Origin of the sequence: Micromonospora sp. NPDC051196 (assembly GCF_040682415.1) — a bacterium.
GTDB lineage: Bacteria > Actinomycetota > Actinomycetes > Mycobacteriales > Micromonosporaceae > Micromonospora.
Map to the genome: position 1 here is coordinate 1 of NZ_JBFBAY010000021.1, position 14,337 is coordinate 14,337.

15 protein-coding genes are annotated in these 14,337 nt (G+C 68.3%); 8 read left to right on the forward strand and 7 right to left on the reverse strand.

What is annotated here, in order from left to right; translation table 11 throughout:
• Positions 1-79: 79 nt before the first annotated feature.
• Positions 80-964, reverse strand: coding sequence for a DUF6119 family protein (locus tag AB0M35_RS26305; RefSeq protein WP_363748637.1), 885 nt, complete (start codon positions 962-964; stop codon positions 80-82).
• Positions 965-1,250: 286 nt separating this feature from the next.
• Here AB0M35_RS26305 and AB0M35_RS26310 point away from each other — a divergent pair, with 286 nt between their 5' ends.
• The 3 genes from AB0M35_RS26310 (at position 1,251) to AB0M35_RS26320 (ending at position 3,939) form a co-directional block, all read left to right on the forward strand.
• On the forward strand, positions 1,251-2,441 hold the full coding sequence (locus tag AB0M35_RS26310; protein ID WP_363748638.1) for a helix-turn-helix domain-containing protein: 1,191 nt from the start codon (positions 1,251-1,253) through the stop codon (positions 2,439-2,441).
• A gap of 135 nt (positions 2,442-2,576) precedes the next feature.
• The gene (locus AB0M35_RS26315) at positions 2,577-2,750 is read left to right on the forward strand and encodes a hypothetical protein (RefSeq protein ID WP_363748639.1); all 174 of its coding nucleotides are present in this window, start codon (positions 2,577-2,579) and stop codon (positions 2,748-2,750) included.
• A complete protein-coding gene (locus AB0M35_RS26320) occupies positions 2,734-3,939 on the forward strand; it encodes a helix-turn-helix domain-containing protein (RefSeq protein ID WP_363748640.1) in 1,206 nt (401 codons plus the stop codon). Before AB0M35_RS26315 ends, AB0M35_RS26320 begins: the two co-directional genes overlap by 17 nt.
• A gap of 138 nt (positions 3,940-4,077) precedes the next feature.
• Here the strand turns inward: AB0M35_RS26320 and AB0M35_RS26325 are convergent, their stop codons facing one another.
• The 3 genes from AB0M35_RS26325 to AB0M35_RS26335 form a co-directional block, all read right to left on the reverse strand.
• Positions 4,078-4,677, reverse strand: coding sequence for a hypothetical protein (locus AB0M35_RS26325; protein ID WP_363748641.1), 600 nt, complete (start codon positions 4,675-4,677; stop codon positions 4,078-4,080).
• Between the two features lie 215 nt (positions 4,678-4,892).
• Positions 4,893-5,891 carry a hypothetical protein gene (locus AB0M35_RS26330; protein WP_363748642.1) on the reverse strand — a complete coding sequence of 333 codons (999 nt, stop codon included), beginning with the start codon at positions 5,889-5,891 and terminating at the stop codon, positions 4,893-4,895.
• Between the two features lie 80 nt (positions 5,892-5,971).
• Entirely contained in the window at positions 5,972-6,100 is a 129-nt protein-coding gene (locus tag AB0M35_RS26335; protein WP_363748643.1) for an ATP-binding protein, read from the reverse strand.
• Between the two features lie 157 nt (positions 6,101-6,257).
• Here AB0M35_RS26335 and argG point away from each other — a divergent pair, with 157 nt between their 5' ends.
• Complete coding sequence (gene argG, locus AB0M35_RS26340; RefSeq protein WP_363748644.1) at positions 6,258-7,709, forward strand: argininosuccinate synthase; 1,452 nt, start codon at positions 6,258-6,260, stop codon at positions 7,707-7,709.
• 98 nt (positions 7,710-7,807) lie between these two features.
• Here argG and AB0M35_RS26345 read toward each other — a convergent pair whose 3' ends face one another.
• From AB0M35_RS26345 to AB0M35_RS26355, 3 genes are read right to left on the reverse strand one after another with little or no spacing between them, the layout of a single operon-like run.
• Positions 7,808-8,785: an NAD(P)-dependent alcohol dehydrogenase gene (locus tag AB0M35_RS26345; protein ID WP_363748645.1), complete on the reverse strand. Its 978-nt coding sequence runs from the start codon at positions 8,783-8,785 to the stop codon at positions 7,808-7,810.
• Positions 8,782-9,015, reverse strand: coding sequence for a helix-turn-helix transcriptional regulator (locus tag AB0M35_RS26350; RefSeq protein WP_363748646.1), 234 nt, complete (start codon positions 9,013-9,015; stop codon positions 8,782-8,784). The genes AB0M35_RS26345 and AB0M35_RS26350 overlap by 4 nt, the downstream gene beginning before the upstream one ends.
• On the reverse strand, positions 9,009-9,437 hold the full coding sequence (locus tag AB0M35_RS26355) for a hypothetical protein (RefSeq protein WP_363748648.1): 429 nt from the start codon (positions 9,435-9,437) through the stop codon (positions 9,009-9,011). Before AB0M35_RS26355 ends, AB0M35_RS26350 begins: the two co-directional genes overlap by 7 nt.
• Positions 9,438-9,720: 283 nt before the next feature.
• On the opposite strand from AB0M35_RS26355, the gene AB0M35_RS26360 reads away from it, so the two are divergent.
• The 4 genes from AB0M35_RS26360 to AB0M35_RS26375 all read left to right on the forward strand — a co-directional run bounded on the left by AB0M35_RS26360 (position 9,721) and on the right by AB0M35_RS26375 (position 14,304).
• A complete protein-coding gene (locus AB0M35_RS26360) occupies positions 9,721-10,722 on the forward strand; it encodes a hypothetical protein (protein WP_363748649.1) in 1,002 nt (333 codons plus the stop codon).
• A gap of 192 nt (positions 10,723-10,914) precedes the next feature.
• Entirely contained in the window at positions 10,915-11,832 is a 918-nt protein-coding gene (locus tag AB0M35_RS26365; RefSeq protein ID WP_363748650.1) for a polyphosphate polymerase domain-containing protein, read from the forward strand.
• Between the two features lie 4 nt (positions 11,833-11,836).
• Positions 11,837-12,511 carry a DUF4956 domain-containing protein gene (locus AB0M35_RS26370; protein ID WP_102656383.1) on the forward strand — a complete coding sequence of 225 codons (675 nt, stop codon included), beginning with the start codon at positions 11,837-11,839 and terminating at the stop codon, positions 12,509-12,511.
• On the forward strand, positions 12,511-14,304 hold the full coding sequence (locus tag AB0M35_RS26375; RefSeq protein WP_363748651.1) for a CotH kinase family protein: 1,794 nt from the start codon (positions 12,511-12,513) through the stop codon (positions 14,302-14,304). The genes AB0M35_RS26370 and AB0M35_RS26375 overlap by 1 nt, the downstream gene beginning before the upstream one ends.
• The last annotated feature ends 33 nt before the right edge of the window (positions 14,305-14,337 follow it).

Below are 14,337 nucleotides of genomic sequence, written 5' to 3' on the forward strand. Positions count from 1 at the left end.
CGCCGCCTCACCCGAGGCCAACCAGCCACCCGCCAACAACGCCGCACCTACCACCAACAACCGACGTCATAGCCCCTTCTCAAACACCCTCTGAGACTGCCTTGGTGACGACCTCCCGGTTCAGTTCGCCTTCGATCGGAACAGATCTTCTACCCAGCTTCAACACAAATCGATCGGGCTTCACGGTGGCATCAGTTTCAGGTTCCATGAAGTCAACCTCGTGGCTCTTGGATAGAATCATTTCATCTATCCTTGAGTTCAGCCTTGAGTGAAGCGTCGCATTGGAGCGGGAAATGCGGGTGAAGTAGTCGAGGAAAGGAAAGGTCCCTTTGTATGCGTCTGAGTTGTACGCCGCAATTATCTCGTCAAGCTTGATCGGCAAGTCTCCGAACCTGAAAGAATTCAGGGTAAGCCTAAGAGTGTCACCCCCGATGATTCCAGTTGCAAACCCTTCGGGTGGCCGACCCTCTAGCTGACGGACAATGTCGACAGTCGGCTCGATGCCAAGTTTGTGCAACGGCCCGACGGATGCCATGGATATGATCTGATTTCGGCCAGCGCCGACGAGCCTCCGAGTATCGACCCCCTTAAGAGCTTCAGGGTCAATTAAGTTTGCTGCTACTTGCAGGCCGAATCTTGCCTCGATTTTCGTTGATTCAACCGCATGACGGCCAGTTCCATAAACCAGCAGGAATCGATGTCCACAACGTCCGATTCGAACAACGGCTCCTGAGCTTTGGTTTCTTAGTCCCCTGATTAGTGGCGAGTCCTGTTCCTTTGCGATGAGCATGAGGTCCTCCTGCCATCTGGGAACACTTTCCTTGGATGTCTTTATGTGTAGGCCAAGTTCAACGCCTGGGATACTTTTGACTGCCACCTCTTCGTATTCATCATCGATGACTCGCCTCAGCCCCCAGTCGCCTTCATCGAGGTCGTCCCGAACCTTAAAGAGGACTAAATCCATAATGCCTCCTACTTGTGAATCGGTAAAACTATATGGCCTCCGCGTCACCTTATATTGTTGCTCAAGTGGCATTTTGTCGGATAGTGGACAGTCGGCAGTCTCCGGGTGCGGGAATCGCGGCCTGCGGATATCCCGCATGGTTGATCAGTTGTGGTGAATCCGCGTTGCGCGGGTGCAACGTGGCAGAGTTGACAGCGCGTCAACGTTCACACGCTCCGAGTTGGACGGTGTAGCGTGCGGGTTGATGGCTTTGGCCAAGATTATTGAGACTAGGTGAGGCATAGATATGATCCGAAAGGCCGACACGATCGGCGCTAGAATCCGATACTGGCGGATGCGTAGGGGCGGGATGACTCAGGCGATGCTTGCTGGTTTCGCCGGATTGAGCCAGTCGTACGTGTCGCAGGTCGAGTCAGGGCGAAAGACAGTCGAACGGCGCTCGACTCTTGTCGCTATCGCCGCCGCTCTCCAGGTCACCGTGGCTGACCTTCTCGGTCAGGGCACGGAACCGGGCGATCCGGCCCGTGAGGGTGCGGCCGAGTGCGTACCGGCGATCTGGTCCGCGCTGATCGAGATCGAGGACGGTGAGCGTCGACCGTCGACCCGTACGTCAGAGCAGTTGACGGCAGAGCTGGCGCGCACTGATCAGCTTCGCAACTTCTGCAACTACCCGGCGATGGCGCGGATGCTTCCCGACCTGCTGCTGGAGTCCGCTGCTGTGGGCGGTACCGTGCTCGTGCAAGCGGCGTACCAGGCTGCGACGTGTCTGCGGAACCTCGGGTACCGCCATCTGGCGCTGAACGCCTCTCGGGTCGCCGTATCAGCCGCAGAGGAAGCCGAGCACTCCGCATGGCTCGGTGCGGCACGGTTCGCGTACGTGCAGAGCCTGCCGATTGAGTCCGCGTCGCTCGCTGCCCGGGCCGCCGGCCGATCACTTGTCGAGTTGCAGAACGACGCCGGCGATGAGCAGGTGCGGCAGATGCTTGGTCAGCTTCATCTGTCGGCCGCCCTGACCTCGGTGGTGGATGGCCGTGTAGATGTCGCTGAGGACCATATCGCCGAGGCGAGCCGTGAGGCGGCGAGCCTCGGGGATCCTGTGGACGGCGGCGGCTTCAACGGGTGCGGGTTCGGCCCGACCAATGTGGGCCTCTGGAAGATGTCCATCGCCGCCGAGCAGGGCGAGATGGGTCGGGTGATCGAGCTGTCCCGAACGGTACGACCGCAAGTTCTTGTGGCCACCATTCGCCAGATGTCGTACTGGCTCGACCTTGGTCGGGCGTACGCCGACACCGGTCGTCGGGATGCCGAAGCGCTGGGCGCCTTCGTGCGAGCCGAGCGGGTCGCACCCGTACCGTTTGCGCTGAACCCGCTCGCCCGCGATGCGGTGGTGACTCTTGCCCAGCGCGCGAGGCGTCGAGCCGTCTCGGACGACCTGCGGCTGCTAGCGAGCCGAATGGGCATTCGCCTGGCGGCATAACCATTAGTAATCAGGCAGCTACCGCACTGCCCTAACGTCCGGTTCGGGGAGGCGATCGCCTTCCTCGGCCAGATGAGACGGTGAGCAGCCCTCTCCTGATCACGATCTCCACGGCCGAGTCTGCTGGAGGTAGGGATGCCAGGTCAGGGCGACGAGGCGGCGGTCAGTCGGGGTGAGCAGATTCAGGCGGCGGAGCGGGAGGCGGCGAAGCGGCGGCTGTTGGAGCAGGCCGAGGCGGAGCGCGTACCGATGGAGGAGACCACGCGGGCTGTGCCGGATCGGCGGTGGCGGCGTGACCGGCCGCAGTGAGGTGCCGATCGGGCGGCGGGTGGCGCAGTGGCGGGTGCGGCGGCAGATGACGCAGCAGGGCCTCGCCGACCGGCTGGGGAAGTCGAAGAGCTGGGTGGACAAGGTGGAGCGGGGTGCCCGTCGACTCGACAGGTTCTCGGTGATCCAGGCTATCGCCGAGGTGCTGCGCATCGACCCGGCGGTGCTGCTCGGCCAGCATCCGCCGCCGGCCGGTGGCGACGTACGCGATGGGTTTGACGGGGTACGAGCGGCGCTCGCGCGGTACGGGGTCTTCGAGGCGCCGATGCGTTCGGTGCCGGTGGCGGATCTGCGTCGGCAGGTGGGGCATGCCTGGTTGAGCTTTCAGCATGGGCAGTACGCGCAGGTGGTGCGGGCGCTGCCCGGGCTGCTGGACGCCGTGCAACTGTCGTCGGGGTCGGAGCACGGGGAGTTGCCGGTGCAGGCGTACCGGATCGCCTCGTCGGTGTTGGTCAAGCTGGGTGAGGCCGACCTCGGGTGGCTGACCGCCGACCGGGCGGTGGCGGCGGCCGGCGAGGACGCGGTGTTGGCGGGTACGGCGGCCATCTCGATCGGGCAGGCGCTGCGGCTCGCCGGTCGGCAGCGGCTGGCGCTGGCGGCCACCGTTGCCGCCGCGCAGCGGCTGACCAGCGCTGCGACCCGACCGGCAGGGGATGAGGTGTCGTCGGTTCGGCGGGCGCAGGAGTTGGCGGTGGGTGGGACGCTGCTGCTCCAGGCCGCTCTCGCTGCTGCGAGCTGCGGCGAGCCTGGGCAGGCCGGGGTGCTGCTCGACCAGGCCGCAGCGGTGGCGAGTCGGGTCGAGGTCGCCGACGATCCGTACGGTACGAGTTTCGGGCCGGTCGCCGTGGAGTTGGCGCGGGTGGTGGTGGCGGTCGAGCGGGGCGATGCGGCCGAGGCGGTCGGTCGGCACGAGCTGCTGATCCGGCGGGACGGGTGGCGGCGGTTGTCGGCCGAGTGCCGGGGTGCCTACCTGGTGGACGCCGCGCGGGCGTACCTGCTGGCCGGTGACCTGTCCGGGGCGGGGCGGATGCTAATCGCGGCGGATGGTGTCGCGCCCGCTGAGGTCCGGTTGCGCCCCTCGGCGCGTACTCTCCTCACCGAGCTTGCCCAAGGCCGCCCCGCCCCACCCGGCGTGACCCGCCTGACCGCCCTCGTCGGGCTCACCCATTGACCCACCGCTGCCCTGGCCGCCGTGACGTTCGCAAGATCACGCTCGATGTGGGATCGAGTGGTCTCGTTGCGTAAGTGAGGCCACTCGATCCCGGATCGAGCGTGATCATGAACGTGACGCGGCGACCAACGACGCTCGTCACCCCGATGCTGGTTCAGCGGCCGGCGCGTTTCCAGGCGCGGTAGAACTCCACGATGCCTCCAACGCCTCCCGTGCGACGGTGACGAAGGCATCGCGTCGTTCGGTGCGGGATCGGAGCGCGGCGAGGTGCTCGGTGCGGTGGCGTACCGCCAACGGGCCGGAATCGTCGGCGTCCTCCCGGCGCAGCCGGCGCTGCTGGGCGTACTCCTCGTTGATGCTGCGCACGGTGCGCCCGGCGGCCTGCGCCGCCAGCTCCGGACCGGCCAACAGGACCAGGTTGTACGCCTCGTCGAGTGCCCGCAGTGTCGGGTACGGGGTGTCCTCGCCGGGCGCGGTCTCGGCGCCGACCCATTCGGTGTCCAGCGCGCGGTAGGCCCGGTCGCAGGCGGCCAGGAAGCCCACGTACGTGTCCCGCCGTTCCTGGTTCCGGCGCAGTGTGCGCTGTTCGGCGCGGTCCTCCCGGGCGGCGGCGAGTTGGCCGGCGACCTGCCGGCGCACGGTCAGCGCGGTGACCAGCCCGGTGAGGCCGGCGGCCGTCAGGGTGGACAGCGATGTGATCAGCGCGATGGCGACCGTCTCCCGCATGCCGATCATCATCGTTGGTCCCTCGACGCCGTGCGGTGCCCGTCGCCGGTGCCCGCCTGCGGCACCTCGTCGCGTGACCCCGCGACAAGATCGTGCTCGATCCCGGATCGAGTGGCGTCCCGGCAGGGGTGAGGCCCCTCGATCCGGGATCGAGCGTGATCATGTGAGCGGCTGTCGCGCAGGGCCGGGTCGCGGCCCGCGGCGGGGAACGGATCCAGCGCCTGGGGCTACACCCAGGGGGCCACCGGGTACCAGGGGATGATCTCGCGGCGGGCGAGCAGACGGACGTCCCAGTAGAGGAACATGAAGGCGCCCGCGATGATGAACGCCACCGCGATGGTGGCGGCCAGCCGGGTCGGCTTGGCGGCGAACCAGCGCTGGAGTCGGCTGCCGGCGAACCACGTCAGCAGCAGGAACAGGATCGCCATGATGACGATGTTGCCGATCGACTGGAGGGTGAACGCCGCCGCGCCGTACAGCGGGTTGCCGCTCTCTGCGGCGTCGCGGAACATCTGCCGGAACAGCGGGAACGGCCGTCCGATCAGGAAGCCGGCGATGAGCGCGCCCATGAAGACCAGCGGGGCGTTGGGGTACCGCTGGGAGATCCGGGCGAACGGGTCCGGCACCACCTTCAACGCGGCCAACCCCAGGTAGATCATGACCAGGCCGATGATGCCGTAGACCACCATGGACTGGATGCTGCGTGGCGACAGCGAGCCGGGCACGTTCGGGGCGGTGGAGAACTGTGGCATCGCCGTACCGACCAGGCCGACGATCACGCCGTAGAGGGCGGAGACCGCGATCATGCCGACCGCCATCCAGCCGAGCGGACGCAGCGGTGTCATGAGACGGCTCATCCGGCTGTCGGCCGTGCCGGTCAGCGGTGCGAGCGCGCCGAAGGCGGCGATGTTGCAGGCGGTGAAGGTGCCGGCGACGCCGGAGACGAATGCGAAGATCACGCCCGCCATGGCCCCGCTGATCGGAGTCTCCTTGGCGTCGTGGCCCAGCAGGGTGTTGGCGACGTTGTCGCCGATGGTCGAGTCGACGAACTCCGCCGACCAGATCACGGTGAGCAGGAAACCGCCCAGCAGGCTGAGCAGGATGATCAACCCGCGGCGGCGGGGGACGTCACCGGGGGCGAACAGGGAGGTGGCGCGGGAGTCGGACGGCAGCTGGATTTTGTCGGCGGCCTGTGGAGGGCGAGAACGGCGATCGGCCTGTGTCACGGAGAGGCTCCTCAGCATCACGGAGGGTGAGGTATTTGATGATGCTGGATTGTCCTAGCGTGCTTTTCTTCTCGATTGCGCTATGTGGTGGTCGGGAGGGTGATGGTGAAGACGGTGCCCTCGTCGATGGCGCTTTGCGCGGTGAGCGTGCCTCCGTGTGCTTTGACCAGGTGTTGGGTGATTGCCGGACCCAGGGCCGAGCCCGGCAATCAGGACGGCTGACGCCGCTGCCGCCGGTCGCGCGGTTGCGTGACTCGTCCGGCATCGCAGCCCCCGCTGTCGCCGGACATCGACGTACTTGACGCCCTTGCCCGTAGGCACCCACCCGGCTTGCATGGGTATGCGGCATGGTGCATACTCTTCCTTGTGTCCAAGGTTCTGACCTCCCTGCCCATCGGTGAACGTGTCGGCATCGCCTTCTCCGGCGGTCTCGACACCTCGGTCGCGGTCGCGTGGATGCGCGACAAGGGCGCGATCCCCTGCGCCTACACGGCCGACATCGGCCAGTACGACGAGCCCGACATCGCCTCGGTGCCCGGTCGGGCGCTCAACTACGGTGCCGAACTCGCCCGGCTGGTCGACTGCCGAGCCGCCCTGGTCGAGGAGGGGCTGGCGGCGCTGACCTGCGGCGCCTTCCACATCCGCTCGGGCGGGCGGGCGTACTTCAACACCACCCCGCTGGGTCGGGCGGTCACCGGGACGCTGCTGGTGCGGGCCATGGTCGCCGACGACGTCCAGATCTGGGGCGACGGCTCCACCTTCAAGGGCAACGACATCGAGCGGTTCTACCGCTACGGCCTGCTGGCCAACCCGCAGCTGCGCATCTACAAGCCGTGGCTGGACGGCGACTTCGTCACCGAACTGGGCGGGCGCAAGGAGATGTCGGAGTGGCTGCTGGAACGCGGCCTGCCGTACCGCGACAGCACCGAGAAGGCGTACTCCACCGACGCCAACATCTGGGGCGCCACGCACGAGGCGAAGACCCTGGAGCACCTGGACACCGGCATCGAGACGGTGAATCCGATCATGGGTGTGCGGTTCTGGGACCTGTCGGTCGAGATCCCGACCGAGGATGTCACCATCGGCTTCGACCAGGGCCGCCCGGTGACGATCAACGGTAAGGAGTTCGCCAGCGCGGTCGACCTGGTGCTGGAGGCCAACGCCATCGGCGGTCGGCACGGCCTGGGCATGTCCGACCAGATCGAGAACCGGATCATCGAGGCCAAGAGCCGCGGCATCTACGAGGCCCCCGGCATGGCGCTGCTGCACGCCGCGTACGAGCGGCTGGTCAACGCCATCCACAACGAGGACACCCTCGCCAACTACCACAACGAGGGTCGCCGCCTGGGCCGGCTGATGTACGAGGGTCGCTGGCTGGACCCGCAGGCGCTGATGCTGCGCGAGTCGTTGCAGCGCTGGGTCGGCACGGCGATCACCGGCGAGGTGACGCTGCGGCTGCGCCGGGGCGAGGACTACTCGATCCTGGACACCACCGGCCCGGCGTTCAGCTACCACCCGGACAAGCTGTCGATGGAGCGTACCGAGGACTCGGCGTTCGGTCCGCAGGACCGCATCGGCCAGCTCACCATGCGCAACCTGGACATCGCCGACTCGCGGGCCAAGCTGGAGCAGTACGCGAACCTCGGCATGGTCGGCGGCGGATCCCCGCAGCGGATGGTCGGCGCCGCGCAGGCGGCCTCGACCGGGCTGATCGGCGCGATGCCGCAGGGCGGCGCCGAGGCGATCGCCTCCCGGGGCGTCCCTTCGGCCGAGGACGAGGCGCTCGACCGTGCCGCGATGGAGTTCGGCGTCGACTGACCGGCGCCGCCGGGACTGACTCGTCACCGGCCAGCCCTGTCGCGGCTGGCCGGTGGAGTCGCCGGTGAACGAGACCTCGCGACGGTGGCCGGGAGGTGTCAGATGGTGACCACGATCTTGCCCGCCGGGTGTCCGGTGCGGAGATGGCGGAGGGCGTCGGCCGCCTCGGCCAGCGGATAGCAGCGGTCGATCGGCGGGGTGAGTGCGCCCGAGGCGATGAGGTCGCGCAGTTCGTCGAGGTCCTCACTGCGCTCCACGGCACTGACGTTGCGCAGTCGATGGCTGACGAACAGGGACAGCAGCGGTGCGCCGAACATCTGTCGGCCGTACCCGCCGAGCAGCCCACCCCGGGTGTACGTGCCACCGACCAGCGCCAGCGTCCCGCGCGGGGTGAGCGCACGGCGCATCAGCGACAGCGGGCGGTCGCCGCCGGTGTCGATGACCACGTCGTACACCGGACCGTCCCGGTCGATCTCCTCGCGGGTGTAGTCGAGCACGTCGTCGGCGCCGAGGGAACGGACGAAGTCGGCCTTGGCGGGGGCGCAGACGCCGGTGACGGTGGCGCCGTACGCCTTGGCGATCTGCACCGCCTGGGAGCCGACGCCGCCGGAGGCCCCGATCACCATGACCCGCTGCCCCGGACGCACTTTGCCGCTGTCGCGTACGGCGCGCAACGCCGTCAACCCGGAAACCGGGACCGCGGCGGCCTGGGCGAAGGACAGGTTCGCCGGTTTGTGGGCCAACCGCCGCGCAGAGGTGCTCGCGAACTCGGCGTACGACCCGCGCAGGCAGGTGCCGAACACCTCGTCGCCCGGCCGGAACCGGGTCACCCGGGCGCCGACCTCGGCCACCACGCCGGCCAGGTCCCGGCCGCGTACCGCCACCCGGGGCCGGCGCAGCCCGCTGGCCAGGCGAACCAGGTAGGGCTGACCGACCATGAAGATCCACACGCCGGGATCCACCGCCGCCGCGCGTACCTGCACGAGCACCTCGTCGTCGCCGACGCGGGGCCGGTCGACCTCGCCCAGCCGCAGTACGTCGGCCGGGCCGTAGTTGTCCTGAACGATGGCCCTCACGGTGCCACCTCCTCGGAGTCGGGGTACTGGAACACCTCGTCGAGCCGTACGCCGAACACGCGGGCGATCCGGAACGCCATCTCCAGGGAGGGGGAGTAGCGGCCCTGCTCGATGGCGATCACGGTCTGCCGGGTCACGCCGATCCGTTCGGCGAGATCGGCCTGGGTCATCTCGTCGTGGGCAAAGCGCAACGCCCGGATGTTGTTGGTGACGCGGGTCGGTTTCACCACTGCGGAACGCCCCTGCGGTAGACGATCACCTTCGCCAGGGCGCCGATCACGGCCGACAGCACGAAGCAGAGGTAGATGACGTTGGCGATCCAGAACCAGTCCCACTCGGCCATCGCCATCAGCATCGCCGACACCGCGCCGATCACCACGAACGCGTGGCCGACGTGGTCGCCGAGACGCCCGATCTCCCGGTCCCGGTCGTCGGTGACCCGGGACGCCCGCGGGTTGGCCACGCCCATCACGATCTCGGCCACGATGCTCGCGACCATGGCGCCGCCCACCGTCCACAGCAGCGCGCCGACATAGGGCACCGCGGTGAGCGGGCCGCCGTCGTGCCGGCCCAGCACGACCGTCACATAGCCGGCGTACGCGATCACGCTGACCACCAGCATGATCCAGGCGCGTTTCTCCTCGTGCGTCATGACCGCTCCCCGAGGTAAAGAATCTTTGACATCCTCAGAGTAAGGCGTATTTGACATCGTGTCTAGAAACTTTTACACCGCCGAGGTTCGTCGACGGGCCGTACCGGGCCGGAGTGTGTCCCGGGGGGTCGCGGCCAGGCGTGCGGCGCATGGCCATCCATCGATGGCCGATCAACCGAGGTGACCTTCTGGTGAATCCGCTCTACTTTGCGTAGCCGGCCGGCCGCGCATCGTCCACGCTCAGTGCGGGCGGCGGCCTGTCATAGCCGTCGAGGAGGATCCGTTGAGGTTTCCGACCCGCCTGTCCGCCGCCGTGACCGCGACCGTGCTGGGCGCGTGCACATGGACCGTCCTGCCCGCCACCGCCGCGTCCGCCTTCCCGGCCACGCTCACCTACCGGGCCGTCGACCTCGGCACCCTGGGCGGTGCCGCCAGTGCCGCCACCGCGATGAACGATCGGGGCGTGGTCGTCGGCTGGAGCCTGACCGCCGACGGCACCCGGCACGCGTTCGTCTGGCGCAACGGCGTGATGACCGACCTCGGGGTGCTATCGGGGCACTTCGAGTCCATCGCCGTCGACGTCAACGAGCGCGGCGACGTGGTCGGCACCTCGACCGGCCTGGAACTGATCGGCGGGTATCTGGAACCGATCACCCGGGCGGTGCTCTGGCGCAACGGTCAGATGATCGACCTGGGCACCCTCGGCGGTGACTACAGCGAGGCGGTCGCCGTCAACGACCGGGGGCAGGTGCTCGGGTTGAGCAATCCGCCCACCGACATCCCGCACCGCTTCGTGTGGCACAACGGCGTCGTCACGGACCTCGGCCGGCAGGACTTCTACGAGACGACCACCGGCTTCAACAACCGGGGCGACGTGGTCGGCACCTTCAACGTCCCGCCGTACGCCTACCCGTGCACCTGCGTGGGCGGCCGGTTGCGCGGCGGGGTTCTCACCCCGATCGGCGACGCGGCGACGGCGATCAACAATCTGGGGCACGTGGTCGGCGTCGACGGCGGCCGGGCCTTCCGCTGGCGCGCCGGAGTGTTGACCGATCTGGGCACCCTGGGCGGCGCGACGAGTCGGGCGACTGCCGTGAACGACCTGGGGGCGGTGCTCGGCACCGGCGAGACCGCCACCGGTGCACGGCGGCCGGTCCTGTGGTGGGCCGGGCGCACCGTCGACCTGACCACCCGTGGGCTCCGTGCCGCCGACGAGGTGAACGACCTGGACATCCGGGGTCGGCTGGTGGGCAGCCGGGACGGGCGCGCGGCGCTGTTCCGGTAGCGGTCCGGCGCAGGGCCCGCAGCGGACGGCACCCGCTGCGATGCTCTACGCCACCTGACAGCCCGCCCACGACCACCGTCGGTGCGGCTCTGTGGCGGTTCACCGCTGGTTCACCCGGAACGCAAAGCCGATTCATAGCTTCGTCCGCTTGTATCTGCTGGTCCCTGTCCCCGCAGAGATCGGCTCACCCGCATGCGCTCGTGGCTCCGTCGGGCTTCCTCCCACGCCCCAGAACCGCCACCGCCCGCCGCCGCACCGTCCACCCCCGATGGCGGGCCGTCGGGTGGTGACGACCGGGGCGGGCACGCGTTGCGGGCGCCGAGCAGGTTGCACGCCTTCAACCGGTACGAGATCAAGTACCTGGTGCCGACCGGCGACGTCCCGGCGTTGCGCGAGCGGTTCGCCGCCCGGATGGACCGCGACAGCCACGGCGGCGACACCGGGTACGGCGTGTGGAGCGTCTATTACGACACCGCACAGCTGCGCTTCTACTGGGAGAAGATCGAGGGGCTGAAGTTCCGTCGCAAGCTGCGGGTGCGGCATTACGGCGACCGGTCCACGGTCACCGACGACAGCATCGTGCACGTCGAGATCAAGCAGCGGGTCAACCGGGTCACCCAGAAACGGCGGGTGGCCCTGCCGTACCACCTGGCCCGTGACCTGTGCGACCGGCGGCAGTTGGTCGAGCACGCCCCGGAGCAACGGGCCTTCCTCGACGAGGTCCTCGAACTGCTCTGCGGCCTGGACCTGAAGCCGGTGGCGATGACCGGCTACCAGCGGGAGGCGTTCATCGGCCGGGATTCCGACCTCGGCCTGCGGGTCACCCTCGATCACCGGGTACGCGGCCGGGACCGCGACTTCCACCTCGGCGCGGACGCCGAGAACCGGCTCATCGTGCCGCCGAAGTTCTCCGTGCTGGAGATCAAGGCCAACGAGCGGGTGCCGTACTGGCTGACCGACCTGGCCGCCCGGACGAACCTGTCCATCGTCCGCATGTCGAAGTACTGCCAGAGCGTCGAGGCGTTCGGTCACGCCCCCCGTTCCCTCTTCCACGTCGCCGACGACGCCGACCGGGCTACCGCCGGCAGCCCCTTGAAAAGCGAGGTCTGAACCCATGCCGTTCGAGTTCCAGGATCTGTCCGGCACCTTCAGTGTCGGCGACATCGCCCTGGCCCTGTCGCTGTCGTTCCTGCTCAGCGCCATGATCGGTTGGGTCTACCGGTTCACCCACCGCAACGTGTCGTACAGCCAGTCGTACGTGCAGACGCTGGTCATCCTCGGCATGCTCATCTCGCTGATCATGCTCGTGGTCGGCTCCAACATCGCCCGTGCCTTCGCCCTGGTCGGCGCGCTGTCGGTGGTGCGATTCCGTAACGCCATCAAGGAGACCCGCGACGTCGGGTTCATCTTCCTGGTGATGGGCGTGGGCATGGCCTGCGGCACCCGGTTCTACCTGCTGGCGGTGGTCGCCGCCGTGACGATCAGCCTGATCATCGTGCTGATGTACCGCTTCAACTGGTTCGCCTCGAACGTCCAGCGTCAGGTGGTCAAGGTGCAGGTGCCGCCCGGCAGCCACACCGACCACATCCAGGACGTGCTGATCCGCTTCACCAGCGAGTTCGAACTGGTCAGCATGGAGACCATCCGGGGCGGCGCACTGACCGAGATCATGTACACGGTGCGGTTGAAGAAGGGCACCGAGCCCGCCGACCTGATCAACGCGCTGGCCGAGCGGACCGGCGGCCAGCGGGTGACCGTGCTGACCGGCTACGACCAGACGGATCTGTGATGCGCTGGCGGCACCGCATCCCGATCCGGGTCCGGCACTACTGGAAGTTCCTGGCGGGCTGCCTGGCGTTCGTGCTGGTGCTGACCGTCACCCTCAGCTCGGTGCCGATCCGCCCGTACGTGACCAGCACCAGCGCCAGCGGCGGTGACCTGGTCACCCAGGACATCGCCGGGACCGTCGACCTCTTCGACGAGACGGTGGCCCACCGCATCGAACTCGTCTTCCGCGACGCCGACTACGAACGGATGCTGGACGCCTTCTACGACGAGGGGGAGAAGGAGTACCTGGAGGCCGACCTGGTCATCGATGGCACCGCCATCCCCAGCGTCGGCATCCGACTCAAGGGCAACTCCACCCTGCGCAGCCTGACCCGCAACGGCGAGACCCCGCAACGCGCGGGTGGGCAAGGTGGCCCCGGCGGCCCCGGCGGGCCGGGTGGCGTCGGCGGGCCCGGTGCACCCGGTGGGCAAGGCGGGCCCGGTGGGCAAGGCGGGCCCGGTGGGCAAGGCGTGCCAGGTGGGCCTGGTGGGCAAGGTGCGCCGGGTGGGCAAAGTGCGCCGGGTGGGCAAGGTGGTCCGGGAGCACCTGGTGGGCAAGACGGCCAGACCGGGCCGGGTGGTCAGGTTGGTCCGGGCGGTCCTGGTGGCCTGCGCCCCGGTGGTGCCACGGACACCGACCAGCGCGACGGCGATGCGCCGCAGGGCGACGCGACCGAGCCGGGTGCGGGCATGCCGGGCGAGGGGCAGACCGGTCGGCCGGGTGGTCGGCCCGGGGGTGGCGGGTTCTCCACCGCGACGTTGAAGGCGGAGGAGCCGGAGACCTTGCCGTGGTTGATCCGCTTCGACGAGTACGTCGACGGCCGCCGTTACCAGGGCCACCGGGAGATCGCGGTGCGGGTGGCGGGGATGGGCGGCGGCTCGACCGTGCTCAACGAGGCGGTCACCCTCAACCTGCTCGCCGCCGCCGGTGAGGTGGCCCAGGAGTACGCCTACACCAGCTTCACGGTCAACGATCGACCCACCACGGCCCGCCTGGTGATCGAACATCCCGACGAGCACTTCGCCGAGGACTTCGACACCGCGGGGGTGCTCTACAAGGCCCTGGCCAGCAGCCGGTTCACCGATCAGGGTGACGACCAGACCGCGTACGCCGACGACTTCAAGCAGATCACCATGAAGGGCAGCCAGGACCTGCAACCGGTCATCGATCTGATCAGGTGGGTCGACACCGCCAGCGACTCCGAGTTCGACGAGCAGCTCGCCGACCGGGTCGACGTGACGTCCTTCGCCCGGTACGTGGCCTGGCAGAACCTGTTGCTGAACTTCGACGACATGTCCGGTCCCGGCCGCAACTACTACCTCTGGTACGACCTGAGCGCGAAACGGTTCACGGTGATCGGCTGGGACTACAACCTGACGTTCAGCGGCAGCGCCAACCAGGGCCCGCACGAGCAGGGCCAGCTCGGTGGCGGCCGGGGCAACGCGGGCGGTGCCGGCCCTGGCGGTGCCGGTCCTGGCGGTGGCGGTCCTGGCGGTGGCGGGCACAAGCTCAAGGAACGCTTCCTGGCCAGCGAGAAGTTCACCCAGCTGTACGAGGACGCGTACCGTGACCTCTATCAGCAGGTCTACCGCGACGGTGCGGCGCTGGCTGCGGTGGACGCGATCACCGAGGTACTGGCCACCGTGGACGGGTACGCCGCTGCGGTTGTCACCAGTGACGCCCAGAGCCTGCGTACCCTGATCCAGCAGCGCACCGAGGGCCTCGCCGGCAACGAGGTGATCACCCGAAGTTGAGTTACGCGCCCTGGGCGTCGCGCATCCGCAGAC

Coding starts and splice junctions, on each gene's coding strand:
- AB0M35_RS26305 (WP_363748637.1), bottom strand. CDS start 964: ATGGATTTAGTCCTCTTTAAGGTTCGGGACGACCTCGATGAAGGCGAC.
- AB0M35_RS26310 (WP_363748638.1), top strand. CDS start 1,251: ATGATCCGAAAGGCCGACACGATCGGCGCTAGAATCCGATACTGGCGG.
- AB0M35_RS26315 (WP_363748639.1), top strand. CDS start 2,577: ATGCCAGGTCAGGGCGACGAGGCGGCGGTCAGTCGGGGTGAGCAGATT.
- AB0M35_RS26325 (WP_363748641.1), bottom strand. CDS start 4,677: ATGATGATCGGCATGCGGGAGACGGTCGCCATCGCGCTGATCACATCG.
- AB0M35_RS26355 (WP_363748648.1), bottom strand. CDS start 9,437: ATGACGCACGAGGAGAAACGCGCCTGGATCATGCTGGTGGTCAGCGTG.
- AB0M35_RS26365 (WP_363748650.1), top strand. CDS start 10,915: ATGCGCTCGTGGCTCCGTCGGGCTTCCTCCCACGCCCCAGAACCGCCA.
- AB0M35_RS26370 (WP_102656383.1), top strand. CDS start 11,837: ATGCCGTTCGAGTTCCAGGATCTGTCCGGCACCTTCAGTGTCGGCGAC.
- AB0M35_RS26375 (WP_363748651.1), top strand. CDS start 12,511: ATGCGCTGGCGGCACCGCATCCCGATCCGGGTCCGGCACTACTGGAAG.